Annotated in this window: 23 protein-coding genes and 1 riboswitch; of the genes, 16 read left to right on the top strand and 7 right to left on the bottom strand. The window is 62.1% G+C overall.

Features of this window, described 5'->3' with window-relative positions:
* The first annotated feature begins 16 nt into the window (after positions 1-16).
* From GGQ99_RS19320 to GGQ99_RS19310, 3 genes are read left to right on the top strand one after another with little or no spacing between them, the layout of a single operon-like run.
* Positions 17-1,507: a cellulose synthase operon protein YhjQ/BcsQ gene (locus GGQ99_RS19320; RefSeq protein WP_183263792.1), complete on the top strand. Its 1,491-nt coding sequence runs from the start codon at positions 17-19 to the stop codon at positions 1,505-1,507.
* Positions 1,508-1,551: 44 nt separating this feature from the next.
* Positions 1,552-2,898, top strand: coding sequence for an oligosaccharide flippase family protein (locus GGQ99_RS19315; RefSeq protein WP_183263791.1), 1,347 nt, complete (start codon positions 1,552-1,554; stop codon positions 2,896-2,898).
* A complete protein-coding gene (locus GGQ99_RS19310; protein WP_183263790.1) occupies positions 2,895-3,878 on the top strand; it encodes a glycosyltransferase family 2 protein in 984 nt (327 codons plus the stop codon). The genes GGQ99_RS19315 and GGQ99_RS19310 overlap by 4 nt, the downstream gene beginning before the upstream one ends.
* 5 nt (positions 3,879-3,883) lie before the next feature.
* On the opposite strand, the gene GGQ99_RS26395 is transcribed toward GGQ99_RS19310, so the two are convergent.
* Together GGQ99_RS26395 and GGQ99_RS19300 are read right to left on the bottom strand one after the other, a co-directional pair.
* Positions 3,884-5,152, bottom strand: a complete 1,269-nt coding sequence (locus tag GGQ99_RS26395; RefSeq protein ID WP_183263789.1) for a glycosyltransferase — start codon at positions 5,150-5,152, stop codon at positions 3,884-3,886.
* A gap of 32 nt (positions 5,153-5,184) precedes the next feature.
* A complete protein-coding gene (locus GGQ99_RS19300; protein ID WP_108610172.1) occupies positions 5,185-5,892 on the bottom strand; it encodes a class I SAM-dependent methyltransferase in 708 nt (235 codons plus the stop codon).
* A gap of 636 nt (positions 5,893-6,528) precedes the next feature.
* Here GGQ99_RS19300 and GGQ99_RS19295 point away from each other — a divergent pair.
* Positions 6,529-7,677 (top strand): NAD(P)-binding domain-containing protein, encoded by a 1,149-nt coding sequence (locus GGQ99_RS19295; protein WP_183263788.1) that lies wholly within the window; start codon positions 6,529-6,531, stop codon positions 7,675-7,677.
* A 50-nt stretch (positions 7,678-7,727) separates the two neighbouring features.
* On the opposite strand, the gene GGQ99_RS19290 is transcribed toward GGQ99_RS19295, so the two are convergent.
* Positions 7,728-8,198: an Lrp/AsnC family transcriptional regulator gene (locus GGQ99_RS19290; RefSeq protein WP_210307960.1), complete on the bottom strand. Its 471-nt coding sequence runs from the start codon at positions 8,196-8,198 to the stop codon at positions 7,728-7,730.
* 128 nt (positions 8,199-8,326) lie between these two features.
* On the opposite strand from GGQ99_RS19290, the gene GGQ99_RS19285 reads away from it, so the two are divergent.
* From GGQ99_RS19285 to GGQ99_RS19255, 7 genes are all read left to right on the top strand, one after another.
* Complete coding sequence (locus GGQ99_RS19285) at positions 8,327-9,784, top strand: aminotransferase class V-fold PLP-dependent enzyme (RefSeq protein WP_183263787.1); 1,458 nt, start codon at positions 8,327-8,329, stop codon at positions 9,782-9,784.
* A gap of 3 nt (positions 9,785-9,787) precedes the next feature.
* Positions 9,788-10,666, top strand: coding sequence for an MBL fold metallo-hydrolase (locus tag GGQ99_RS19280; protein WP_183263786.1), 879 nt, complete (start codon positions 9,788-9,790; stop codon positions 10,664-10,666).
* Between the two features lie 408 nt (positions 10,667-11,074).
* Entirely contained in the window at positions 11,075-12,010 is a 936-nt protein-coding gene (locus GGQ99_RS19275) for an ABC transporter ATP-binding protein (RefSeq protein WP_246389670.1), read from the top strand.
* A 13-nt stretch (positions 12,011-12,023) separates the two neighbouring features.
* Positions 12,024-12,800 (top strand): ABC transporter permease, encoded by a 777-nt coding sequence (locus GGQ99_RS19270; RefSeq protein ID WP_183263785.1) that lies wholly within the window; start codon positions 12,024-12,026, stop codon positions 12,798-12,800.
* A 57-nt stretch (positions 12,801-12,857) separates the two neighbouring features.
* Complete coding sequence (locus GGQ99_RS19265; protein ID WP_159091746.1) at positions 12,858-13,844, top strand: ABC transporter substrate-binding protein; 987 nt, start codon at positions 12,858-12,860, stop codon at positions 13,842-13,844.
* A gap of 32 nt (positions 13,845-13,876) precedes the next feature.
* Entirely contained in the window at positions 13,877-14,953 is a 1,077-nt protein-coding gene (locus GGQ99_RS19260) for a Rossmann-fold NAD(P)-binding domain-containing protein (protein ID WP_183263784.1), read from the top strand.
* An 8-nt stretch (positions 14,954-14,961) separates the two neighbouring features.
* A complete protein-coding gene (locus GGQ99_RS19255) occupies positions 14,962-15,735 on the top strand; it encodes an SDR family NAD(P)-dependent oxidoreductase (protein ID WP_183263783.1) in 774 nt (257 codons plus the stop codon).
* 52 nt (positions 15,736-15,787) lie between these two features.
* Here GGQ99_RS19255 and GGQ99_RS19250 read toward each other — a convergent pair whose 3' ends face one another.
* The 3 genes from GGQ99_RS19250 to folE form a co-directional block, all read right to left on the bottom strand.
* Positions 15,788-16,099 carry a cupredoxin domain-containing protein gene (locus GGQ99_RS19250; protein WP_183263782.1) on the bottom strand — a complete coding sequence of 104 codons (312 nt, stop codon included), beginning with the start codon at positions 16,097-16,099 and terminating at the stop codon, positions 15,788-15,790.
* 10 nt (positions 16,100-16,109) lie between these two features.
* Complete coding sequence (locus tag GGQ99_RS19245; protein ID WP_183263781.1) at positions 16,110-16,634, bottom strand: DUF4142 domain-containing protein; 525 nt, start codon at positions 16,632-16,634, stop codon at positions 16,110-16,112.
* A 148-nt stretch (positions 16,635-16,782) separates the two neighbouring features.
* Entirely contained in the window at positions 16,783-17,445 is a 663-nt protein-coding gene (gene folE / locus GGQ99_RS19240) for a GTP cyclohydrolase I FolE (RefSeq protein WP_183263780.1), read from the bottom strand.
* A 156-nt stretch (positions 17,446-17,601) separates the two neighbouring features.
* Between folE and GGQ99_RS19235 the strand changes: the two genes are divergently transcribed.
* The gene (locus GGQ99_RS19235; RefSeq protein ID WP_183263779.1) at positions 17,602-19,149 is read left to right on the top strand and encodes an FAD-dependent oxidoreductase; all 1,548 of its coding nucleotides are present in this window, start codon (positions 17,602-17,604) and stop codon (positions 19,147-19,149) included.
* A gap of 64 nt (positions 19,150-19,213) precedes the next feature.
* Here GGQ99_RS19235 and GGQ99_RS19230 read toward each other — a convergent pair whose 3' ends face one another.
* On the bottom strand, positions 19,214-19,510 hold the full coding sequence (locus GGQ99_RS19230; RefSeq protein ID WP_183263778.1) for a hypothetical protein: 297 nt from the start codon (positions 19,508-19,510) through the stop codon (positions 19,214-19,216).
* Positions 19,511-19,677: 167 nt separating this feature from the next.
* On the opposite strand from GGQ99_RS19230, the gene GGQ99_RS19225 reads away from it, so the two are divergent.
* From GGQ99_RS19225 to GGQ99_RS19210, 4 genes are all read left to right on the top strand, one after another.
* Positions 19,678-20,838, top strand: a complete 1,161-nt coding sequence (locus GGQ99_RS19225) for a mandelate racemase/muconate lactonizing enzyme family protein (RefSeq protein WP_183263777.1) — start codon at positions 19,678-19,680, stop codon at positions 20,836-20,838.
* Between the two features lie 35 nt (positions 20,839-20,873).
* Complete coding sequence (locus tag GGQ99_RS19220) at positions 20,874-22,046, top strand: M24 family metallopeptidase (RefSeq protein WP_108610188.1); 1,173 nt, start codon at positions 20,874-20,876, stop codon at positions 22,044-22,046.
* 128 nt (positions 22,047-22,174) lie between these two features.
* Positions 22,175-23,614: an amidohydrolase family protein gene (locus tag GGQ99_RS19215; protein WP_108610189.1), complete on the top strand. Its 1,440-nt coding sequence runs from the start codon at positions 22,175-22,177 to the stop codon at positions 23,612-23,614.
* Between the two features lie 63 nt (positions 23,615-23,677).
* A riboswitch (glycine riboswitch) is annotated at positions 23,678-23,781 on the top strand.
* A 146-nt stretch (positions 23,782-23,927) separates the two neighbouring features.
* Positions 23,928-25,181 (top strand): D-amino acid dehydrogenase, encoded by a 1,254-nt coding sequence (locus GGQ99_RS19210; protein ID WP_183263776.1) that lies wholly within the window; start codon positions 23,928-23,930, stop codon positions 25,179-25,181.
* Positions 25,182-25,334: the final 153 nt, after the last annotated feature.

The following is a 25,334-nucleotide window of genomic DNA, read 5'->3' as shown; positions in this document are numbered from 1 at the left end:
TACTGTAGGCACCACCATGCTTGAATCGCGACACCCGAAGGAATTGCCAATCCAGCAGGGCGTGGCGTCGGACGCCAGTCTCTATGACTGGCGCTGGATGATAAGATCGGCCCTGAAGGGGTTCTGGCTTATCCTTGCGGGTGGCGTGCTGTGCGGAGCACTTGCGGTTGCCTATGTCTCGCTTCGTCCAGCGCTGTATACGGCGTCGGCCGTGCTCAACATCACCAATCTGCGGCTGACCACCAGCGGCGAGGACGCGTTCTTCACCGAGTCGCAGTTCGATCCGACCTTCCTCGAGACGCAGATCGAGACCATCGGCTCCACGCCGGTTCTTTCCAACGTTATTCAGACGCTGAAGCTCGGCCAGCCTGACGCCTTGGATCAGCAAGGTGCCCTCAAGGCGTTGCGCGGTGGCCTCGCTATCCAGCGCCTCGGCCAGAGCAATCTGGTCGAGATCCGCTATACATCAGGGACCCCCCAGCATGCCGCGACCGTCGCCAACGAGGTGGCGCGTGCCTACATGGCAAAGCAGGAATCGGACCGTGCGGAAGCCGTTCAATCGGCCAGCGGGTGGCTGCGGGACCGGCTTCGCGAGGCAGGTCCGAAGGCGCAGGTGATGTCTGCTGCCACGCCGCCGGTCGACAAGAGCAATCCGCGTGGCCTGGTCATCATAGCCCTGGCGGGGATTGTCGGTGGCGCGGCTGGCTTCGTGGCTGCACTGACGTTGGCGTTTCTCGATCGCAGTTTCCGCCGAACAGACCAACTAACCTCCACCGTGGGCGTAGAGTGCTTCGGTGTGATTCCGAATGTGCAGCACGATCACGCTTCTTCGAAGCAGGGCAGTCCTGCGCTTTTGTCGGAGATTGCCCGCCGCCCCGGAACGCCGGAATGGCAGACGCTGCGGCTGGCTAGCGTAGCAATTCTTCCCTTGGCCGCCACTCCGCATATGCGGTCACTTGGCGTGACCTCGGCACTCCCGGGTGAGGGCAAGACCGTGCTCGCCGCCAATCTTGCGCTTCATATTGCCCAGATGGGCAAACGCGCTCTGCTCGTCGATGCTCAATCCTATCGGCCGGAACTGTCGAAATCTATGGAGTATGCCAATCGCCGCGGCCTCGTCGACTATATCGAGGGACGCGAGAGCGACCTGAAAGCCCTGATCGTCCAGGATACGAGAACGGGGCTGGACACCTTGCCCTACGGCCAGGCCGGCAAGGCGCCGGGGATGTTGTGGGCAGGCCGCATGGAGCACCTCCTGAACCAGGCAGCGGCCTATGATCTGGTGGTTTTCGACCTGCCTGCGCTCGACGCCGCCGGTGATCTTCGCGCATCGGCTCGCTTCATCGATTCCTTCGTCCTGGTCGTCGAAGCCGGTCGTGTTTCGGACGAGGCGCTGTCTGTGGCATTGTCGGCAACGCCGCCCGTTTGGGAAAAACTAGTTGGGTCGATCCTCAATCGCTGCGATCCCCAACCGGTATTCAAGTGGCTGCCGACTTTCGGGCGCTAGATACAATTTCAGCTCTCAGGCAAACAGGACAGGGCACGGGCCTGATGGCTATTTCTGCGAAACGCCTCCTTCACGGGGCAATCTGGACCACCGGCGTCTATTTCGTCTCGGTCGCGCTGCGGTTCGGGTCGAACGTAATCCTGTCACGACTGGTCATGCCGGAAGTCTTTGGCGCGCTGCTGATCATCGGCACCTTGCGCAACGGTATCGAACTGATCTCTGACGTTGGCATTGGCCAGAATATTGTCCACAACAGCAAGGGCGAGGAACTCAGGTTCCGGGACACGGCCTGGACCATCCAACTCATCCGAGGCTTCCTTCTTTCCAGCCTGATGTTCCTTCTGGCTGCACCGCTGGGCCAGCTCTATTCCCTTCCGTCTTCGGCGATTCAGCTGTCTGCGGTTGTCCTCTTGCTTGGGGGAGGCACCTCGGTCTCGATCTACATGCTGCAGCGCCAGCTTCAGTTCGTGAAGCTGAACCTGTTCGATCTCATGGTCGAGTTTGTGAATGTCGGCCTAGTGATTGCGCTGGCGCTCTACAGTCCGACGATCTGGTCGCTTCTCGCTGCCAATATCTTGGCGATGGGCGTGCGAACGCTCGCAAGTTATTTCTTGCCCTATGGCCGCGCGTGGTTCGCATGGCAGGCATCCTATGCCCGCGAGATCATGTCGTTCGGCAAGTGGATATTCCTGTCTTCCCTGCTCTCCTTCCTCTGCGCCAGTTTCGACAAGCTCTATCTCGGCCATGCGGTGCCGCTTGCCGTGCTTGGCGTCTACGGCATAGCGCGGACGATTGCCGACCTTCCCTCGGTACTGGTGGGCCGGCTAAGCCATTCCTTGATCTTTCCAGTGGTTTCCTCGCGCAGGGGCCAAGAGATGGGCGTGCTCCGCGCCGAGATGCGGCCGCTGCGACTGCGGCTCCTGCTTGCTTTCGCCGCGTGCATCGGCTTTGTGGTTTCGGTTTCGGATTTTGCGGTCTGGCTCGTCTACGACCCACGCTATCAGGATGCAGGCTGGATCCTGCCGGTTCTCCTTCTCGGCGTCTGGTGCTCTCTCCTTTGCACCATATCGGAATATTCGCTGCTGGGGCTTGGACGTCCCGTGTACGGTGCGGCGGGCAACATGACGAAGCTGCTGTTCATGGTCGTCGCGATCCCACTCGGCTTGCAATTTTATGGCATTGCCGGCGCCGTCTTGATGATCACCGCCAGCGAACTTTGCCGTTATTTTCCCATCCTGATCGGCCAGTATCGCGAGCGGATCGCCTTCTTCCGGCAAGATGTGGCAACGACCGCATTGCTCGTGCTGTTCATCCTGATGTTTTCCTTCGTTCGTTATGAGGCCGGCTACGGGACGGCATTCGACGGCGCGCTGGAGGCGTTCCGCTCATGAATGCTGCAGTCCCGACCGTTGGCGTGGTGGTCATAGGCCGCAACGAGGGGCCCCGCCTGGTTGCCTGCCTGGAAAGCCTCGGCGAGCTGATCGTCAACACGGCCTACGTCGATTCCGGCTCGACCGACGGCAGCGCGGAGGTCGCGGAAAGGATGGGGGCGGCGGTCGTGAGGCTCGACATGACTGTTGCCTTCACTGCGGCGCGGGCCCGCAATGCCGGACTTGCCCAACTCCGGCGACTGGTCCCGACTGTCGAATTGGTGCAGTTCGTCGATGGCGACTGTCGGATCGACGCGGGCTGGCTGGCTGAAGCTGCCGGATTTCTCGCCGAAAACCGAGCCTACGCGATCGTCTGCGGCCGCCGTCGGGAACGCTTTCCGGATGCGACCATCTACAATGCCCTGTGTGATCGCGAATGGGACACGCCGATTGGCGACGCGCTCGCCTGTGGCGGCGATTGCCTGGCGCGTGTCGATGCACTTGCCTCAATCGGTGCCTATGCGGCAGACCTGATTGCCGGCGAGGAACCGGAAATGTGCGTGCGCCTGCGTGCAGCGGGCTGGAAGATCTATCGGCTGGAAGCGGAGATGACGCTGCACGATGCGAACATCACGCGTCTTGGCCAATGGTGGAGCAGGTCGAAACGCGCCGGCCATGCCTTCGCGGAGGTTGCACATCGTCACCTAGGATCGCCCCACGAAATCTGGCGGCGCAACGTGTTGCGTGCCGTGTTCTGGGGCTGCGTGCTGCCGCTGGGAGCAGTGCTGGGCGCGGTGATATTGCACCCCGCGTTCCTGCTTCTGCTTGCCGCATATCCGCTGCAGATCGCCCGCATCGCGTTGCGCGAGGGCGGGGACCGGCTCGCCTGGCTCTACGCGGCCTTCGCGTTGCTGGCAAAGTTCCCCGAGATGCAGGGCGTTGCGCAATATGCGCTGAACCGCCTGATGGGCCGACGCCAGGGGTTGATAGAATACAAGTAAGTATTCTACTCGGCGGCGGGCTGGAAGTTCGCTCCGCCTTGAAGCGGGCTCTGTGCCGAATTGCTGTTGTGGCCAGTGCTGGTAGCTTCCGTGAAAAGCCGCTGCAACTCGAGCGCCAGACGTTTCCGGTCATGAAGGCGTTCGACACGTTCGCGCCCGACCTTGCCCATGCGAGCCAGGACGTCTGCCGGTGCTGCCAGGGCTGACCGCATAGCGTCGACCAGTTGCTGGTGGTTGCCTGATTCGACCAGCCATCCGCACTCTTCATCCACGAGTTCAGGGATGCCGGCGATCGTCGTGGAGATGACAGGGCGAGACAGTGCCAGCGATTCCATGATCGCCACCGGCAGGCCTTCGGCGTAGCTCGGCAGCAGCATGGCGCGGCTCTCCTTCAGGATTTTCCGAACCTCATCGTTGGATGCCCATCCCGGCAGGATGACCTGTGCGCCGACATCGTGACGCTCGATTTCGGCCTCGATTTCTGCCCGGCTTTCACCGTCGCCGACCAGAACGACCTTCATATCGGGAAATTCCGCCCGCAATGCCGCGACAGCAGCGGGAATGTGGACCTGGCCCTTCTGGGGGCAGAGCCTGCCGATGCACACCAGTGTGCGGCTCCCGCCTGGGATAGGGGTCGGTTCGAAGTCCTCTATCTTGAGGCCGCATCGGGAAATGACGATTTTGTGTGCGTCCCCGTGATTGGCGAGCGATGCGAGCAGGCCGCTGCAATAATCGGAAATCGCCACGACAAAAGCGGCATGCTTGATCTTGAGGTCGAAGCTCATATGCGCAGCGTCAGTGAATTCATCGGGACCGTGCGCGGTGAAGCTGTAGCTCGGCCCGCCAAGCAGTTTCGACAGCATCGCGACGGCGGCAGGATTCGTGCCGAAATGCGCATGGACATGAGCAATGCCCTGTCTGCGGGCTTCCTGGCGCAGATAGCATGCCTGCATCAGGTAGGCGATGTGATGCACAAGCCCGGCATAGGCTTTGCGGCGCATCTGCTGGAACACAGGGAGGGCATGAATCAGACCGCGCGGGTTTGTCAGGATTTCCCGCCCAAAGGCGACGATGAGCCCCGCAGCATTGCCGGTGAGGAGGTAGCGCGTCGACACCATCTCTGCCTGATCGGACCGGTCAACAAGCGTCCCGCCAAAACGGCGAACGGAAAGCCTCCCAATCTTGAGGCCGAGTTCTTCCAAGGCTTCGATTTCACCTCGGATGAAGGTCGTGCTCGGTATCGGGTAGGTGTTGAGAAGATATGAGATCTTCACCGGTTGGCTCCATGTCTTGCTTGCAAGCACGACTATCGGAAAGCAATTATAGATTTATTGAAAAGAAGGAATTTCTCAAATCTTATTTCAGAATCCGGAAACAGGCGCCTCATTTCTGCTGTGGAGAGCAGGCGGCTGCCACGCACCAGCGAAGCCGCGTTGTTTCGGTCGTCCTGACGGCTGAAGAAACCGAGCGCAAACCGGTGTAGCAACTCGACGCGCAGTCGTTCCGGCAGGTACTGGAAGCCGATAAACCGGAAGTGCGGCTCGTAGGGAAACCAGTAGTTTGGCGTCTGGACGTAGTGACGTTCGCCCAGGCGTCGTACATTCTCGGCGAACAACTGCATGTCGGGGATCTGGCCGACGTGTTCGATCACCGAATTTGAGTGTACGAAGTCGAACTTCTGGCCCCGGAGCAGGGCCTCGTCGGTGGCGCTGCCTTCAATCGCGGCAAAGAGACGGGTATTCTTGACATCGACGGGGTCGGTGTTGACCAGCGTGATATGCAGAACGCCGGCATGGTCCTGAATGAATTCTGCGCCGATATCCCAATATTTTTCGGTGCCGCCCAAATCGAGAATTCTGCAACTCCCCTTGGCACGCAATATGGACTGTATGATCTCCTGGACAAGCTTGAACCGGTTGGCCCGGAACTGGCTCTCCCGACTGTTCCGGTTGGCGTATGGGTCCGCGCGCCCCGAGCTTTTCCGTTCGGTCACGTCCACATCCGTATCAGCCATCTCCTGCGTCCCGTAGCTTGAGCCAGTACATTTCAGGTCACGTGTAGCAAATGCTGATGGAAGATGTAGGCAATTGTTAACAATTGGTTAATTGGCAGCTTAGGTTGAGTCCAAGTCGTCGATATGCTCGAACCTGGGGCCTTCAAGCCCCTTGATCCACACGGTTGCGCGAGGGAGCGGGATAAAATTGTTTGGATGAGACGCGAACAGGACTTGCGGCGCTTTTGTGCTTTTCTAGACTCTGCGGGACCCTAGGTCAGATGCAGGACTTAGGGGTCAGTTTTACGCGCCCTAGTGTCGCTCTTGGCACCCTATGCAGGCCGCATGTCCAAGCTGGTCGGAGTGACTTTTTGGACTTCGTGCTTTCCGGCATGCGGACTCCGCCCCATGGATATGTGTTCGCCTCGCGTGAGTTTGCTCGAAGCGGACCAATATGGGCCCGGCCCTCGATGACTGATGCAATGCGCGACGCCAAGGCCGGAAACGGTCGGCTATGCCGACCAGTTGGGCCTCCCGCATGCGCTGCCAGTAGCACCGTCTTGGATCATCGCGGCGCGTCGCCTTGGCTTTTCGAACTTGCATCGCGGGAGCGACGACACGACTTGAATTCAGCAGTTTGATATTTCAGGCTTGGAAATGACCGCTGAAAACACGTCCCCTGACTCGCCTGCTTCGCAGGCCGAAAATCACACCGGCCGGAGCGATGTCCGCGCGGCATTCAAGGTCGACATCGTGGTGATCGGCGGCGGCCAGGCGGGGCTTTCTTCGGCCTATCATCTGCACAAACTCGGCCTGACACCCGGCAGGAACTATCTCGTGCTCGACAAGAACACGGGAGCAGGGGGCGCATGGCAACATCGGTGGCCGTCCCTGACATTGAGCACGGTCAATCGTATCCACGACCTTCCCGGCATGCAGTTTGCCGACGCGGTCGATACCAGAGCTACGGAAGTGAGAGCGTCGTCGGCTGTGCCGCAATATTATGCGGCCTACGAGCAGAAGTTCGGTTTGCCTGTCTACCGTCCGGTGACGGTCAAGGTCGTCTGCGCGCGCAACGAGAGGTTCCGCATAGAGACCGACAGGGAAACTTTTTCCGCCCGCGGCCTCATCAACGCGACGGGAACTTGGGAAACGCCTTTTGTGCCCGAATATCCCGGCGCTGGGCGGTTCGAGGGCCGGCAGCTGCATACGCGTGACTATCGCACGGCCGACGAATTCACGGGCAAGCATGTCATCGTCGTCGGTGGCGGCGTCTCCGCCCTGCAACTGCTCGACGAGGTCTCGAAGGTCACCTCCACGACCTGGGTGACGCGCCGTGAGCCGCAGTTCCGCGAAGGCCCGTTCACGCCTGAGGACGGGCGCGCCGCGGTTGCCCTCGTCGAGGATAGGGTCAGGCGCGGACTCATCCCGGGGTCTGTGGTCTCGGTCACGGGCATTCCGATGGCCCCCGCGCTCGAGGCCGCACGCGCACGCGGCGTGCTCAATCGCCTGCCGATGTTCAGCGAGATCACCGAGCATGGCGTCCGTTGGGCTGATGGGACGGAACAAAAGGCCGATGTCATCTTGTGGTGCACCGGCTTTCGCAGTTCGCTCGACCACTTGGCGCCGCTGCAAATCCGCGAGGACAATGGCGGCATCGTCATGTCCGGCAAGCTGGCGACGCAAGTTGCCAAGGACCCGCGCATCCACCTCGTCGGCTACGGCCCTTCCGCCTCCACGGTGGGAGCCAACCGGGCCGGCGGGGCGGCGGCAAGGGAACTTGCCGGCTATCTCGGCCTGGCGTGAAGGATTGCCACCGGGTCGCCAGGGCGGCGAAAGCCCCTTTGGTCAACTGGTCAACGCAGGCGGCTTAGATCCGCGGCCCTGTTGTCGATGATCGCCTCCATGGAGAAGAAGCCGGTCACCGTCGCCAGGTCGAAATTGGTGATGAGCTTCTGGTAGAAGGCGTCGTAGCCCGACATGCCCCTGGTCACCACCTTGATCAGGTAGTCCCAGTCGCCGCCGATGCGGTAGAAGTCGATGACCTCGGGCAGGCGATCGACATGCTTGCGGAAATCGTCGGCCCATTCCTTGGAGTGGTGGCGGGTGCGGATCATCACGAAGACGGTGAGGTCGTAGCCAAGGGCTGCCACGTCGATGTCGGCGTGGGTGCCACGGATCAGGCCGGTGGTGTTCAGCCGTTGCAGCCTGCGCCAGCAGGCGTTCTGCGACAGCCCGACACGTTCGGCCAAATCACGCTGCGAGATCGAGCCGTCCTTCTGAAGGCATGCCAGGATCTTGCGATCAATTTCGTCGATCTTTTCCATGATCGGGATCATATGACCCAATTTGGCGCTGCTGTCGCGAGAAAACGATGAGGTTTCTCCACCGAAACGCGATTAGACTCTTCGCCTATTCCGATCTGGAAAAGTTTTGCTGTCAGAGGAGCGTGAAGATGTCCGCCAACGCCGGTTTGCTGCAGGGTTTCAGGCGGGGCCTCGCCGGCGACACGGTCGCTGCGCTGCAGGCCGGGCTGGTCGGCCAGAACGCCAGGATCGAGGGCCCGTTCGGCAGCAAGGCTCTGGTCTATGCCGACTATGTCGCTTCGGGCCGCGCGCTGATGCAGATCGAGCGCTTCATCCTCGAGGAAGTCCTGCCTTACTACGCCAACAGCCACACCGAGGCGTCCTACTGCGGCGGCTTCATGACCCGGCTGCGCCGCGAGGCGCGCGCCGCAATCGCCACTTGTTGCGGTGCCACCGGGGACCATGCGGTGATCTTCGCCGGGTCGGGCGCCACCGCCGGCCTCAACCGGCTGGTCAAGCTGCTCGGCGTCACCGACGCAGTGGCCGCCGGCAAGCGCGTCCGCGTCATCATCGGCCCCTACGAGCATCATTCCAACATCCTGCCCTGGCGCGAGAGCGGCGCCGAGATGGTCGAGATCGCCGAATGTGCAGCAGGCGGTCCCGATCTCGCAGCGCTCGATGCGGCGCTCGCGGTTCCGGCCGACCTCACCGTCTGCGCCTTCTCGGCGGCCTCCAACGTCACCGGCATTGTCACTGACGTCGCCACCGTCACCCGCCGCATCAACTCTGCGGGCGCCAAGGCCGTCTGGGACTATGCCGGCGCCGGTCCGTATCTTCCCATCGCCATGACGCCGGCGGAAGGCGTCGAGATCGACGCGCTGGTGGTGTCGCCGCACAAGTTCATTGGCGGTCCGGGCGCCTCGGGCGTGCTGATCGTTCGCCGCGATGCCGTGGTCACGACCAAGCCGTCATGGCCGGGCGGCGGCACGGTCAAGTTCGTCTCTCCGACCGGTCACGACTACAGCGACAACATCGAGGCGCGGGAGGAGGCAGGTACACCCAACGTCGTCGGCGATATTCGTGCGGCGCTCGCCTTCCTGGTCAAGGATGCGCTGGGTGCCGAGGCCATGCAGGCGCGGAATGCCGAACTCACACTTCGGGCGATGGCTGCCTGGCGCGGTGTCGACCGGCTGGAGCTCCTGGGTTCGCTCGACGCGCAGCGGCTGCCGATCTTCTCGTTCCGGGTCCGCGACGGCAAGGGCGGCCATGTGCATCAGCAACTCGTCACGCGCATGCTGAGCGACCGTTTCGGCATCCAGGCGCGCGGCGGCTGTGCCTGCGCCGGGCCTTATGTCCACCGGCTTCTCGGCATCGGCGCGGAGGAATCCGAGCAGATGCGCGCGGCGATCAAGGCCGGCGAGGAAATGAAGAAGCCAGGCTTCATCAGGCTCAATTTCAGCGTCCTGCTGCCCGAGGAGAAGGTGAACTTCATCCTGGATTCGGTTGCACGGATCGCCGCCGATGCGGCCCAATACGCGCCGCAGTATGATTTCGACGCCAGCCGCGCGATCTTCTATCCGCGCATTGCCGAACTGGCCGAGGCGTAACTCATGGCAAGGCCCGACGTCGCCGCCTTCTTCGATCCCCGCACCTGGTCGGTGCAATATGTGGTCAGCGATCCGCAGACGAAGCTGTGCGCCATCATCGATCCGGTTCTTGATTTCGACGAAAAGTCGGGTGCCACGGCGACGGGCAATGCCGACCGGCTGCTCGACTTCGTCCGCGACCAGAACCTTGAGGTGCAGTGGATCCTCGACACGCACCCGCATGCCGACCATTTCTCGGCGGCCTCCTATCTGAAGGCCAGGACCGGCGCACCGACCGCCATCGGCGCGCGCATCGTCGATGTGCAGAAACTCTGGGCCTGCATCTACAACTGGCCGAGCCTGCGTACCGATGGCTCGCAATGGGACAGGCTGTTCGAGCAAGGCGACAGCTTCGACATCGGTGGCATCAAGTCCGGCGTGATGTTCTCGCCCGGCCATACGCTGGCCTCGATCACCTATGTCGTCGGTGACGCCGCCTTCGTGCATGACACCGTCTTCATGCCGGATGGCGGCACCGCGCGGGCGGATTTTCCCGGCGGCAGCGCCAGGGCACTGTGGTCGACGATCCAGGACATCGTCGCTCTGCCCGGCGACACGCGCATCTTCGTCGGCCACGACTACCAGCCGGGCGGCCGCGAACCGCGCTGGGAAACCAATGTCGCCCGGCAGAAAGCCGAGAACATTCACCTGACGCGCTATGGCCGGGAAGATGAATTCGTGGCTTTCCGCAACGAGCGCGACAGCACCTTACCGATGCCGAAGCTGATCCTGCATGCGCTGCAGATCAACATCAATGGCGGACGGCTTCCGGAGCCGGAAGCCAACGGCATGCGTTATCTGAAATTCCCCCTCGGCGCCCTTGACGGTGCCGCCTGGGGTTGAAGGCCTCCACCTGGAACCGGTTTGATATTCGGCGCGTGGTGGGTTCGGCTTCAGGTCGATAAGCGTGCCGGTCCGGTCGAAGAGCGCTCGACGAGATGACAGGCGAGTTCGACGCGGCGCGGCGGCATCGGAAGCCCCGAGAGATTGTCGCGTGACGAGGCCTTCGCGCAAACCAGCGCCGGCAGCATCTTTAGGGGCGGCGTTTCGCGGGCTCAGCGCGAATAGCTGCTTCCCGGGTCATGCTTGTGAGCTCCGCCGGAGCAGGTCCCGCCAAGATGTTTGTAGTCGCTTCGCCATTTGACGCGGCGTGGCCTCAGTTCGCTCGAAGGTTGGGGCGGGCGGTGCGTACATCTAGATTTGCCGATCGCCTGGTGTGCATCTCCCGCTGGTTCTCAAGCTGACTTTCGCTTGGCTCAATTGACACAGATCACAGTACGTGATCACATATTGTTGTCACAAAGTGGGGGAGTGAATGCGAAGAGTTGTCGTCGCCAGTGCGGAGCTTTTGTCGGAACGTTCGGATCGCAGCCAGACAGGTCGGTTCGACCAGTCATGAGCAAGGCCCCCGGCATTTCGATCAAGAATCTCTCGGTTTCATTCAGGACAAAGACCAGCACAGTCACGGCTCTCGATGATGTTTCGTTCGACATTGCACCGGGATCGTTCCTGAGCATCGTCGGGCCTTCGGGCTGCGGCAAGACCACGCTGCTCAAGATTCTCTCAGGTGTCCTTCAGCCCACGAGTGGCACGGTGCTGTTTGATGGCGAGCCGCTCAGCCGGCTCAAGACCCAGGGCCAGGTCGGCTACGTCTTTCAGCGACCGCTGTTGCTTCCATGGCGAACCACTCTCGACAACGTCATGCTGACGATGGAAGTGGCCCGCCGCGGCATGAGCCGCGCCGAGCGTGAGGCCGAGGCACGGCGCTGGCTCAAGATCGCCGGCCTTCAAGGCTTCGAGGAGCGTTTTCCGCACGAATTGTCGGGTGGCATGCAGCAGCGAGTCTCGATCTGCCGCGCCCTGGCGTTTCAGCCGCGAATTCTCCTGATGGATGAACCTTTCGCCGCTCTCGATGAGATCACGCGGGAGACGTTGCAGGAAGAGCTGCTGCTGCTGTGGGCGCAGACCGAAACCACTGTGGTTTTCATCACGCATTCGATTCCCGAAGCCGTGCTGTTGTCGGAACAGATCGTGGTCATGTCGGCCCGTCCCGGCCGTGTTCTTGAACGCATTCCGGTGCCGTTCGAGCGGCCGCGTACCGAAGAGACCCGCGAGCGACCCGAGTTCCTGGCGCTCGCCAGCCATATCCGCGGTCTCCTGCGTCACCGCGATCCAGTAACCGCTTGATAGGGGACCACACATGTACCGCCTCAGTGTCGCCGCCGGCCAAGCTATGGTCTTCATCGTGTTTTTCGCCGCTTGGGAGGTGCTCGTGCACCTCCTCCAGATCAAGCCGGTGATCTTGCCGCCCCCAAGCCGCATCGCTGTATCGGCATGGGAAAACCGCGAGTTGCTGCTGGTCAACACATGGCCGACCTTCGTCGCCATCACGCTTGGCTTCCTCTATGCGGTCGCAACGGGCTTCGTCATTGCGATTGGCATCGCCTATTCGAGGATCATCCGTGAACTGACCTATCCGTTCCTCGTCGCCGCGCAAATTCTGCCGAAGATCGCGTTTGCGCCGCTGTTCCTCATCTGGTTCGGCTTCGGTTTGACGCCGAAGATCGTCATTGCCGCACTGATCGCCTTCTTTCCGGTCGTGATCAACACGGCCAAGGGCCTGACTTCGGTCGACAAGGAACTGCTGCAGTACATGGATTCGCTCGGCGCCAGTGGCTGGGAGAAATTCACCAAGATCAGCCTGCCATGGGCCATGCCCTACTTCTTCGCAGCGCTCAAGATTTCCATCACCCTGGCCATCGTCGGTGCCGTGGTCGGCGAGTTCGTCGCTGCCGGTGAAGGCCTCGGCTACATCATCAATGCCTCGAACATCTCGCTCGATACCGAACTCATGTTTGCGGCCATCGTCTGCATGAGCGTGCTCGGTATCCTGCTCTTTCTCGTCATCGTTGCAGCCGAGCGGTTGATCGTGGTCAACGCTCAGGACGACGCCTCAGGGGCATCAGCGACCATGTAAGGAGACGGGTGAGCGATGACTGCTTTTGGAATGGGTTACGCAAAAAGGGAGATGAAGATGTCAAACAGTTTTGGGTCGTGGATTTGTCGTACTGCGATCGCGGCGTTGGGCTTCGTGGCTATCGGCACCTCGGCCGATGCGGCGGATTCGGTCAAGCTGCGCCTCGACTGGGTGTTCGGATCGGAACATGCGCCTATTTTCCTGGCGCTTGAGAAGGGGTTCTTCAAGGAAGAGGGCATCGAGGTCGAACTCCTCCCGGGCGAGGGTTCGTCGGTCACCACGAAACTGGTCGGCAACCGGGATGCCGACTTCGGCTACGCGTCGGCCGATCAGGTGCTGCTCGGAGCCTCGCGCGACCTGCCCGTCGTTGCGACGGCGGTGCTGCTCCAGCAGAACCCGACGGCGTTCATTTTCAAGACGTCGCAGAACATCAAGAACGTGGAGACGGATCTCTACGGCAAGACGCTCGGCATCCAGCTCAAGAGCAGCACCGGCCGCCAGTGGGACGCGATCAAGAAGACGCTTAATCTCGATCCAGCCAAGCTGACCGAGGTGCCGGCGGATGGCGCGTTGGTGTCCCTTATCGCTGCCGATCGCATCGATGTCGGCGTTGGCTTCTATTTCAACGACGCGCTGAAGCTGAAGGCCACCGGCGAGGATGTCAGCTGGATCCTCCTCGAAGAACTCGGCATGAAAATGTACTCCACGACGCTGCTGACCAATGCCGAGCTGATTGCGGAGAATCCCGATCTGGTGGCGCGCTTTACCAAGGCATTTGTGCGCGGCTGGGAATACTCCGTTGCGAACCCCGACGAGGCCTACGAAGCCTTCGTGAAGGCCAATCCCAGCACGGACAAGGTCTATGCCAAGCTGAAGCTGCCGGAAGTGCTGAAGCTCACCCAGTCGCCGGACGTCAGTGCCAACGGATTGGGCTCGTCTACGCTCGCAGGTTGGGACGAACTCCAAAAGCAGCTCGTCGAGATGGGGCTTCTGAAGACCAGCATCGACGTGTCCAAGGCGTTCACAAATCAGTTCCTGAAATAGTGGCCTCCCGGGCCGTTGATGTGGGGTCAGACATGACTACAGCCGACATTTTCATCATTGGCACCGGCTACTACGCCGAGGTCATGATCGGTGACCTGGCTTCCACCGCAACAGGACGGCTTCGTGTCGCGATCGGGGGCCGCAATGAAGAGCGGCTTCAGTGGCTGGCCGAGGCTGGCCGTGCCCGGGCAGCCATCTTCGGGAGGCCCGTGACGTTCGAGATCGTGAAGGTTGATTTCACTTCGTCTTCGGGAATCGCCGAAAGTCTCGATGCGATACGTCCACGGGTTGTCGTCCATTCCGCGTCATTGCAGTCGCCCTGGAAAGTCGACCGCGCGGACTCGCAATGGTCGTGTCTCGTCGCGGAGGGTGGATTCGGCCTGACACTCGCCCTCCATTCCGTACTTCCGAGGCGAACAGCCGCTGCAATCCGGCAGGTGGACAGCGGCATTTCCTTCGTCAACACGTGCTACCCCGACGGTGTGAACCAGGTCCTGCATGCGGCCGGCTTGCCGATCACGACGGGCGTGGGCAACGTCGGTATCTTCTCTGCCGTGATTGCCGGCATGCTGGAGCCTGAACAGCGCGCGTCGGTGCGCGTTCTGGCGCATCATCAGCATCTCGTGCAGTGGCGAAAAATAGGCAACGAGCGCTCAGGCGCTCCGGTCCGTGCCTGGATCGGGGATGACGAAATGGCGGATGTCGACGAGCGGACACGTCATATCGTGCTTCCCTACAGGGACCTCAACGTCATCTCCGGCGCATCTGCCGTGCCGGTGCTTCTCGCCTTGGCCGGACTTGGAGATATCCGGGCGCATGTGCCGGGTCCGGGCGGATTGCCGGGCGGATACCCCGTGCGGGTGGTGGAAGGCCAGGTATCCCTTGACCTTCCCAAGAGCGTGTCTCGTGACGAAGCAATTCTCTGGAACCGAGGGTTCGAAAACGCCGACGGCGTCAGCATTTCCGAAACAGGGCGCGTGAGCTATTCCGAACCAGCTCGCAAGGCACTCGCCACCTACAGCCGTACTCTCGCGGAAGGTTTTGATGTCGTCGAGGTCGAGGATGCCGCAACGGCCCTTGGCCAGCTCCGCGACAAGCTCGGGGGCTGAAGCTCACGATGAGTGCGTTCGCGCTTCCTTCGACGCCGTCATTTCGTCTCGACGGACGCCGCGCCCTGGTCACCGGTGCCGGACGCGGCATCGGCCTTGCTGCCGCGGCTTGCCTGGCGGAAGCCGGCGCCAGTGTCACCTTGTGTGCACGAACGGCATCGGAGGTCGAGGCAGCGGCAGAAGCCATCCGAACGGCGGGAGGGAAAGCCGAAGCCTTGGTGTTGGATGTCGCCGATCTTGACGCTGTCCGTCGGGCTTTGGACGGCAGGGAGCCATACGACATCCTCGTCAGCAATGCCGGGGCCAATCGTCCTGCTGCGTTCGCCGATGTCAGTGCCGACGATTTCGATGCCGTTTTCGGCGTCAATGTCAGGGCTGCCTTCTTCCTGGCGCAGACGGTCACGAATGCACTCGTCTCTGCAGGTCGCAAGGGTTCCATCATCCATATTTCTTCGCAGCTGGGGCACGTCGGTGCGCCAAATCGGTCGATCTATGTCGCATCGAAATTTGCGATCGAAGGCTTGACCAAGGCGCTTGCCACCGAGCTCGGCCCGAAGGGCATTCGATTCAATACGATTGCGCCCACTTTCACCGACACGCCGATGACGCGCTCCTATGGTCTCGATTCTGACGCGCTGGCTGCTGTCACGGCAAAGATCAAGCTGGGCAGGATCGGTCAGGTGGAAGACCTCATGGGCGCAATACTGTTCCTGGCATCGGACGCGTCGTCGCTGGTGACTGGCTCGTCGCTGTTGGTTGATGGCGGCTGGACTGCCGACTGAAAAGTCCGAGGCCGCGGAATTGGCGTTCCGCGGCCCCGAGTTCTGAGGGCTGTCAGGGCGAGACCGTCAGGCGGCCTTTCATGTTGGGGTGAAAGCGGCAGTAATATTCAACAGGTCCCGCCTTCTCCACGACCATGCTTGCTGACTTCTTCGCCGGGATCATCACCTCCCAGCCGCCCTTCACGGTCGCGGTGTGAACGAAGACGTCCTTGTTGATCCATTCGATCGTGTCGCCGACCTTTGCATTGACCTCGACTGGGGAGAATACCAGCTTCTCGATCGTGACCTGGATGGTTTCCGCTTGTGCGGGAAACGCCGCCACAAAAAGTGCTGCAGCGATCCACAAACGCCTTTTCGACACCATCTGTTGACCCTTACTTGACGGTAGCCGCGACGTGTTCGGCATGCTGCTGGTGGCCCTGGAAGATCTTCAGGCCGGTTTCGAGCAAGGCCTTGAGGTCGGCGTTGCTCGCAGACGGGATCAGCAGGCTCTCAAGCGCGCCGTTGACCTGCTTGTGGTAGGCCACTTCGTTGTCGACATAAGCCTTGTCGAAGGCCGGACCATCCAGTTTCTCGAGCTTGGCCCGCTCGTCGGCTGCAGCCTTGGTCAAGGCGCGGCTGGTGTCGTTGTCCTCCGGCGTCACATTGAGCTTCTTGACGAGGTCCAGCGCCTGGGTGTTCACGGCCTCGTGGTCGCGCACCATGTCCTCGGCGAAGGCCACGACATCCTTGTTCTTGGATTTCGAGATGGCAAGCTTTGCCGCTTCGACGTCGATCACGCCGGCCGTGTAGGCGATGTGAGCGATCTGAGGGTCGGTCGGCTTGTCGGCGGCGCTGGCCAGGGGGGCGGCAAGCAGCAGGGAAAGCGCAGCCAGGGCGGCAGTCGAGCGAATACGCATGGGAAACCTCCTGCCCGGGACGCCAATGGTGCCGGGGCTTGATTGAGTTGACGATCATTGGATGCGGCGCCGGGAAAAACGTTCCCGAGACATTGACTGCGTTCAGCTGCGCTCGATGGCTTTCGCCGTGGTTGCGCGCCGACAATCGTCACATGCCGAGCGAGGAGAGGAATTCGCGCCTGAGGTCTGCGTCCGTCTCGAAAACACCCAGCATGCGTTTGGTGACCATGCGCGTACCGTGGGCATGGACACCGCGTGAGGTCATGCAGCCGTGTTCCGCCTCGATGATCACGGCGACACCAGCCGGCTGCAGGGCGTCCTCGATCGCGATGGCGATGTCGTCGGTCAGGCGTTCCTGGATCTGCAGGCGACGCGCGCAGGCGTCGACCACCCTTGCCAGCTTGGAGATGCCGACCACCCGGTTGACGGGCATGTAGGCGATATGCGCCTTGCCGCGAATGGCCGCCATGTGGTGTTCGCAGAACGAATCGAACGGGATATCGCGAAGTTCGACTGCGTGATTGTATCCGCCGATTTCATCGAATGTTCGTTCGAGCAGGGCGACGGGATCCTGATCGTAACCGCCGAACCATTCCTCGTAGGCGCGTGCGACGCGTGCGGGTGTATCCAGGAGGCCGGGCCGAGCGGGATTGTCGCCGGCCCAGCGGATCAGCGTTCGAACCGCGGCCTCGGCTTCCAGCCGGGTGGGGCGGCCGGCAAGCAGCAACCCGGACAGGCATTGCCCAGATGCCGTATGCGTTGCGTCGGTGGGGGTGTATTCTCTGGTCGGCAATTCCGCACGCGTGTCCATGGGTCTCTCCTGGCGTTCGTATGAGATCCATTGGATGCGGCAGGAATGAAATGGTTCCGGCAGTCGACGGCGCACGACCCTGGGAACCTTTGGAGGGGTGACACATCTATTCTGCATCCGACGCCTGATCGGGCAAGGTCGTGAAGGAGAGCCAAGATGGCTGCGCAGAAAAATCCTGTTACAGGCCCCGATTTCGAAGTTGGCGTGCCGATGGCCACGTTTGACGGCAAAGGGCTGCTTCAGGGGCATGTCGGCGACGAGGCGGTACTCCTGGCGCGTGTCGGCGACGAGGTGCTGGCCGTCGGCGGGTTGTGCACGCACTATGGCGCAGAACTGGCCCACGGGATCGTCGTCGGCGATACTGTTCGATGCCCTTGGCACCATGCCTGCTTCAGTCTCCGCACCGGCGAGGCGCTCGGCGCGCCCGCCTTCGACTCGCTGCAGAGGTGGAGAGTGGAGCGCCGAGGGGACCGGATGTTCGTGACCGGCAAGATGGCCGCCGACGAACAGCCTGCAACCGCCCCGCAGCACGACGCGTCCGGCCAGCAAGGCCGCATTGTCATTGTTGGTGGCGGTGCCGCTGGCTTTGCTGCGGCTGAAATGCTCCGCCGCCGCCAGTTTGCCGGCGAAATCACCATGGTGAGCGCGGACCAGGATGGGCCCTGCGACCGCCCCAACCTGTCCAAGGACTATCTCGCCGGAAACGCTCCGGAGGCGTGGATTCCGCTACGCGGCCCTAAATTCTATGCCAGGAACAAGATCGATCTCCAACTGCGGACGACAGTCGAACGTATCGACGTCGATGGTCGCGCAGTGATAGCAGCCGACGGAAGGGTATTCCCATTCGACCGGCTTCTTGTGGCGACGGGAGCAGAACCGGTCCGCCTGCCGATCGCCGGTGCCGATGGCGAGCATGTGTTCACATTGAGATCGCTGGCCGACAGCCGCGCCATCATCGAGCGTGCCCGGAACTCCCAGACCGCCGTCGTGCTGGGAGCAGGTTTCATCGGATTGGAAGTTGCTGCTGCACTGCGCAGCCGTGGCCTCGCGGTTCATGTCGTGGCGCCCGAGGCCTATCCGCTCGGCGCGGTTCTCGGGTCCGAACTCGGCGCGTTCATCCGCTCGCTGCATGAACAACACGGTGTCGTCTTTCACATGGGCGCGACGGTTGTAGGCATTGCCGCGCAGACGGTTACGCTGAACAACGGCCAGGTGCTCGATGCCGATCTTGTCGTCGTCGGGGTTGGAGTGAAGCCGCGCATCTCGCTGGCAGCGGACGCCGGAATTGCCGTTGATCGCGGCGTATTGGTGAACGAATTCCTGGAAAGCAGCGTGGCCGGCATCTTTGCGGCCGGCGATATCGCGCAATGGCATGACCTCGACACAGCCGAAGCACGGCGCGTCGAGCACTGGGTCGTGGCGCAACGGCAGGGTCAGATCGCGGCGGAAAACATGCTCGGCCGGCGACAGCCATTCCTGAGCGTTCCGTTCTTCTGGAGCGAGCACTACGACGTGTCGATCCGCTATGTCGGCTATGCCAGGACGTGGGACGCCATCGAAATCGACGGGAGCATTGCCGACCGCGACTGTCTGGTCGGCTACAGGAAGGACGGCAAGATCGTCGCCGTTGCTGCCATCGGCCGCGACGCCCAGGCGCTTGACTGCGAGGCTTCCATGGCAACCCACTCCCGGCACGGGGTGTAGGTGCGGCATGGCAAGATCGAGGACCTCCCTGCCGCGCTTCTGGACGAGAGGCAACTGACGGGCGTCAGCCTCCTGTCTGGTAGATATGGCGCTCGAAGCGTTCGAGCAGCGTGTGCATGGCCTTGCGGGCGTCGGCGAAGGCCTGCGAGCCGCCCCTGGCCTTCATGTCGGCGTCATATGCCTCACGCGAGGCGAAGCTGCATTCCCAGCGTACATCAGGCCCGTCTCCCTCGATCCTGACGAGGATGCGCCCGGGATCGAGCCCTAGCTGCTTCCTGATCTCGGTCGCCTTGCGGCGCTGTTCGAGAACGGCGCCAGCGTGCCCGTCCTTGGCGAAGTAGTTGGTCGCTTCGACGATCATTTTTTCTCCTCTCCTGCGACGATTTCCGATGCAGCCGACGGGCCCGGAAAATTCGATGTGGCAGGGTGCTTGACGCTCCAAAAATATGATCATAAAGTGTGATCACACTAGATGATCGCAAATGTAGCGCGACGCATCGCCGGTGACAATGAAGAAGGTGAAAAACGTTGCCTACGATCAAGTCCATTGAAACGCTGATTGTCCAACTGCCGACGCGGCGCGAGCACAAGTGGGCCGGCCTCACTGAGGTTATCGGCCGCTATGTCATGGTCAAGATGACCGACAGCGACGGCCGGGTCGGCTGGGGCGAGGCGCCGGCACTCAAGGACTGGGGCGGCGAGTTCGGCCGCTACTTTGGCGAGTCCGCCATGATTACCCGCAGCGTCATCGAAACCTATCTGGCGCCCGCAGTCATAGGCCTCGAACTCGGCAATTTCGCCGAGCTGCATGCTCGCATGGATGCCATCATCCGCGGCTATCCCTATTCCAAGGCGGCCGTCGAATTCGCGGCCTACGATCTCACGGGCCGCTGGCTCAACGTTCCGGTTCACACCCTGCTGGGCGGCAAGGCGCGCGACAAGGTCGGCATCACCCATTCGATCGGCCTGATTTCGATCGACGAGGCTAAGGTCGAGGCGGCCAAGCTCGCTGCGGAAGGCATCAAGACGATCAAGGTCAAGATCGGTGTCGATCCCGCACGCGACATCAAGATGGTCGCTGCCGTCCGCGAGGCCGCCGGCGAAGCGATGGAAATCTGCGTCGACGCCAACGAAGGCTACAAGACGCCAGGCGAGGCTGTGCAGACGGTTCGCCAGATGGAAAAGTACCGGCTCAAGTATGTTGAGCAGCCGGTGATGGGCATCGAGCGCATCTCCGAGGTGGCGCGCCGTATCGATGCGCCTGTCATGGCCGACGAGTCGGCCTGGAACGCCCATGATGCGATCCAGATCATTGCTGCCGGCCAGGTGCAGATCGTGTCGATCTACACCACCAAGGCAGGCGGCCTCTACAAGGCGATGGAGGTCGGCGCGGTCTGCCGCGCGGCCGGCATCATCTGCAACGTCAACGGTTCGATCGAGACCGGCATCGGCAACCTCGCAAACGTCCAGGTCGCGGCGGCTTCGCCAGCGGTGACGCTGTCCTGCGTCATTCCGATCTCGACGCCGGCCGAAGCGCAGCACGGCCAGGTCGGCGGCATCTACTACAAGGACGACCTTTTGGTCGAGCCGATGCGCTTCTCCGAAGGCGCCATCGCCGTTCCGACCGGGCCCGGCATGGGCATTGATGTCGACCTCGCAAAGATCGAAAAATACCGCGTCCGCGATTGAGCCTGACGCGAGCCATCTAGGGGAGAACTACAAGAATGCGGACTGAAATCGTCGCAAAGCAGGTCAAGGCAATGGCCCAGCACGGGCTCGATGCCATCATCTGCTCGTCGCCAGAAAACTTCGCCTACACCACCGGCTTCGTGGTGCCGTCGCAGCCGCTGATCCGTCATCGCCATGCGATGACCATCGTCACCGCTGACGGTCGCACCGCGATCTTCGGCGTCGACATGGAGGCGTCGACCATCAAGCGGAAGCAGCCAAACGTGGCGACGCGCATCTGGGCCGAATTCTCCGACGATCCGATGCTGGTGCTTGCCGACCAGCTTTCCGAACTCGGCCTTGCCGGAGCTCGCATCGGCCTCGAAATGGACTATTTGCCGGCTGGCGATCTTGCCCGCCTGATCGCGGCGATGCCTGGTGCGCGCTTCGAGCATGCCGAGCCGATCCTGGCGCGGCTGCGCCAGATCAAGACGGCCGAAGAAGTGGCCCTGCTGCGCAAGCTGTCGCGCATCGCTGACCAGGCGATCACCGACACGCTGGCCATTGTCGATGCCGGCGATTCGGAGATGGACATTGCCGGCCACCTGACCCGCAACGTCTATTCGCTCGGCGCCGAGCACTTCAAGCTTCTGATCGTCGCCACCGGCGAGCGTTCGGTGCTGCCAAATGTCGGCCCGTCCGAACGCGTTCTGAAGCGCGGCGACGTCTGCCGTGTCGAGATATTCTCGGTCATCAACGGCTACCAGGCCGGTGTTTGCCGCACCGCCATCGTCGGCGAGGCGCCGCCCATGGCCGACAAGATCTGGGCGCACCTGGTCGAATGCAAGTATGAGATCATGGAGAAGGTGAAGCCGGGCGCCAGCTGCCGCGAAATCTACGATGCCTTCATCGCCAAGCTCGCCAAGCTGAACCTGCCGCCGATCTCGTTCGTTGGCCACGGCATCGGCCTGCACCTGCACGAGGATCCGTATCTCGGCCTGACGCCGGTGCTCGGCAAGCCGGGCAGCGACGCGCCGCTGGAAGAGAACATGGTGCTCGGCTTCGAGCCGCTCTGCTATGACACCGGCTACGGCTACGGCATGCAGAACAAGGACATGCTGCTGGTGACGTCGAACGGCTCGGAACTGTTGTCTGACTATGCCGACACCGACAAGCTGATCCTCTGCGGTACCGCAAAGCAGGGCGGCAAGGTCAAGGCCGTCGCCTGAGCGAACTTGACTTGTGAAATGGCAGCCGGGGTGCTTTGTGGCCCGGCTGCACAGCGAGATATCGCCCGCCGCCACGGACCGGCGGGACGAGATTGAAGGTCCGTGAGTGAAGTATGGGGTGGAGACACATGCGCACGCTGATCGAGAATTTGAATTTCGCCTTTACGGTCGACAAGAACGACACGGTGCTGCGCAACGCCAGCATGGTGGTGGAAAACGACCGCATTGCCGACATCGGCACGGCGAGCGAGGTGGCGGCGCGCCACAATGGCAAGAGCTTCGACAGGGTGATCGATGGCACGATGCTGGGCATCTGCCCTGGCTTCGTCGACAGCCACGTGCATCTGTCGGAGACGCTGTCGCGTGCGGTCTTCCCGGATAACCTCAACACCCGCGCCTGGGTGTTCCACTGGGCCAAGCCCTTCTATGCCCACATCACCGAGGAAGACGAGTATTGGGGCGCGCTGCTCGGCATCACCGAGATGCTGCGCTGCGGCACCACCTGCTTCCTCGACATGGGCTCGCAATACGATCCCGGCATCGTCATCCGGGCGATGGACAAGACCGGCATCCGCGGCATCACCGGCCGTCACGCCGCCGACAACCGGCCGGCGGAGCTGCCGCGCGGCTGGACCGAGGAGATGGCCGATCACCACTTCTTCCCCGATGCGCAGTCGGCGCTGAAGGTGCTTGAGGAAAACGTTCTCCGCTACAACAACACGCTCGACGGCCGCGCCCGCTGCTGGGTCAACATCGAGGGCAAGGAACCCTGCAGCCTCGAGCTGCATGTCGGTGCGGTTAAGCTGGCCGAAAAGCTCGGTGTTGGTACCACCTACCACCTTGCAACCTCGATCGAGGAAGCCAAGGTCTGCGAAAGCAAATATGGCTGCTGGCCGATCACCAGGATCGACCGCGCCGGCGGCATCGGCAAGAACCTGGTCATCGCTCATGGTGCAGCGGTGTCGGACGAGGAGGTCAAGCTTTTGGCCGAGCGTGGCGCCAGCGTCGCCTTCTGCCCATGCTCGTCGTTCAAGCTCGGCAAGGGTGCGACGGCCATCGGCAAGTACCCTGAGATGGTCAAGGCAGGCGTCAAGGTCGGCCTCGGCACCGACGGTGTGTCGGCTGCAGGCAACATGAACCTGATGCGCCAGATGCTGGTCGTTGCCGGCATGTTCAAGGACGCCCGCATGCAGCCCGACATCTTCACCGCGCGCCAGGCGTTGCGCGCCGCCACCATCGAAGGCGCGCGCGCCTTGATGTGGGACGACGAGATCGGTTCGCTGGAGATCGGCAAGAAGGCCGACTTCATCCTGTTCGACCTCGACCATGTCGAATGGACGCCGTTCTACGATCCGCTGCAGGCGCTGGTGTTCTCGGCGTCGACCGCGTCCATCACCCAGACCTGGGTGGACGGCAAGGTGCTTTATGCCGACGGCAAGGTGCAGGGCGTCGACGAGCCGGGCATCCGCCGCAAGGCACGCGAGCTGGCCGCAGCTGCGGTCGTGCGCGCCGGCCTGCACGAACACGGCGTCGAGACGACGACTACGCTCTACGACGAAGGAAACTGACGCGCAGTGCTTCCGCATCTAACGTTGCGGAAGCACTGGCCAGCCTGTAGAAGAAATGCGTTCAGAGGCTGCATGGGAGAGATCGGCCGTATCCTTGAAGGCACCGGCCGGCGCCGACGGAGCAACCCCCCAGGAAACTCTCAGGCAAAAGTGACCATGCAGCTGAACGATCTGGAGAGAGGCACCTCGAGTGCCCACCGAAGGGGAAAGCCGCGCCGGCAAGGCCGTCGCGGTTAAGCTCTCAGGTACAGCGACAGATTGGGGAAAAACAGCGGGTTTAGGCCCGCCCCCAACTTTGATCGCGGAGAGTGAAATGCCCCATATTGCCGTTATCGGCGCCGGTATCACCGGCGTCACCACTGCCTATGCGCTTCTGGAGCGCGGCTATTCCGTCACCGTCATCGACCGCCAGCGCTATGCCGGCATGGAAACGTCGTTTGCCAATGGCGGCCAGCTTTCGGCCAGCAATGCCGAGGTCTGGAACCACTGGTCGACCGTGCTCAAGGGCATGAAGTGGATGCTCAGGCGCGACGCGCCGCTGCTGATGAACCCGGCGCCGACCTGGCACAAATACGCCTGGCTGGCGGAGTTCGTCTCCAACATCATGAACTATCGCGACAATACGGTGGAGACGACGCGGCTGGCGATTGCCGCGCGCAAGCACCTGTTTGCCATTGCCGAGCGCGAGAACATCGATTTCGACCATGTCCAGCGCGGCATCTTGCATGTCTATTGGGACAAGCCGAGCTTCCAGCATGCGCTGAAGGTCAATTCGATGCTGGTCGAAGGCGGCCTCGACCGCCGCCCGGTGACGGCTGCAGAAGTGAAGTCCATCGAACCGGCCTTGCATGGCGATTTCCACGCCGGTTTCTACACCCCGTCGGATTCGACCGGCGACATCCACAAATTCACCTATGGCCTCGCCCAGGCCTGCGAAAGGCGCGGGGCGCGTTTCGTCTTCGACGCCACGGTCAACCGCATTGCCCGCGATGGCGTGTTCTGCATCGGCTATTCCCACGGCGGGTCCGTGGCGGAGGCAGCTCAAGAGATCGTCGAGGCCGATGGCGTCGTCGTCTGCGCCGGTGCCGCCAGTCGCCACTTCGCGGCGATGCTAGGCGACCGCGTCAACGTCTATCCGGTCAAGGGTTATTCGATCACCGTGCATCTCGATGACGAGCGCAGCCAGAAGGCGGCACCCTGGGTCAGCCTGCTCGACGACCGCGCCAAGATTGTCACCAGCCGTCTGGGCGCCGGGCGCTTCCGGGTCGCCGGCACGGCCGAGTTCAACGGCATGAACCGCGACATTCGCGACGACCGCGTCAGGCCGCTGGTCGACTGGACGCGGATGTTGTTCCCCGATGTCGACACCAACCGCGTCGTGCCCTGGGCCGGTCTCAGGCCGATGATGCCCAACATGATGCCACGGGTCGGCAAGGGCCGGCAGCCGGGCGTCTTCTACAACACCGGCCACGGCCACCTTGGCTGGACCCTGTCCGCCGCGACCGCCCAGATGGTCGCCGAGACCATTTCGGGCGAGTTCCGCACCGATGCCGCGATTGCGGCCTGACCCTTGGAGTTGAGACAATGAACATGATGAGCCGGGTCACAGATACCGTTTCCCTTCATGGCCTTTCGATATCGCGTGAGTTGCACGACTTCGTGGTGTCGGAAGCGATGGTCGGCACGGGTGTCGAGGCGGATGCGTTCTGGGAGGGGTTTG

The organism is Aminobacter niigataensis, assembly GCF_014200015.1.
Taxonomy (GTDB): domain Bacteria; phylum Pseudomonadota; class Alphaproteobacteria; order Rhizobiales; family Rhizobiaceae; genus Aminobacter; species Aminobacter niigataensis.
This window is presented reverse-complemented; position numbering and strand designations above follow the sequence as displayed.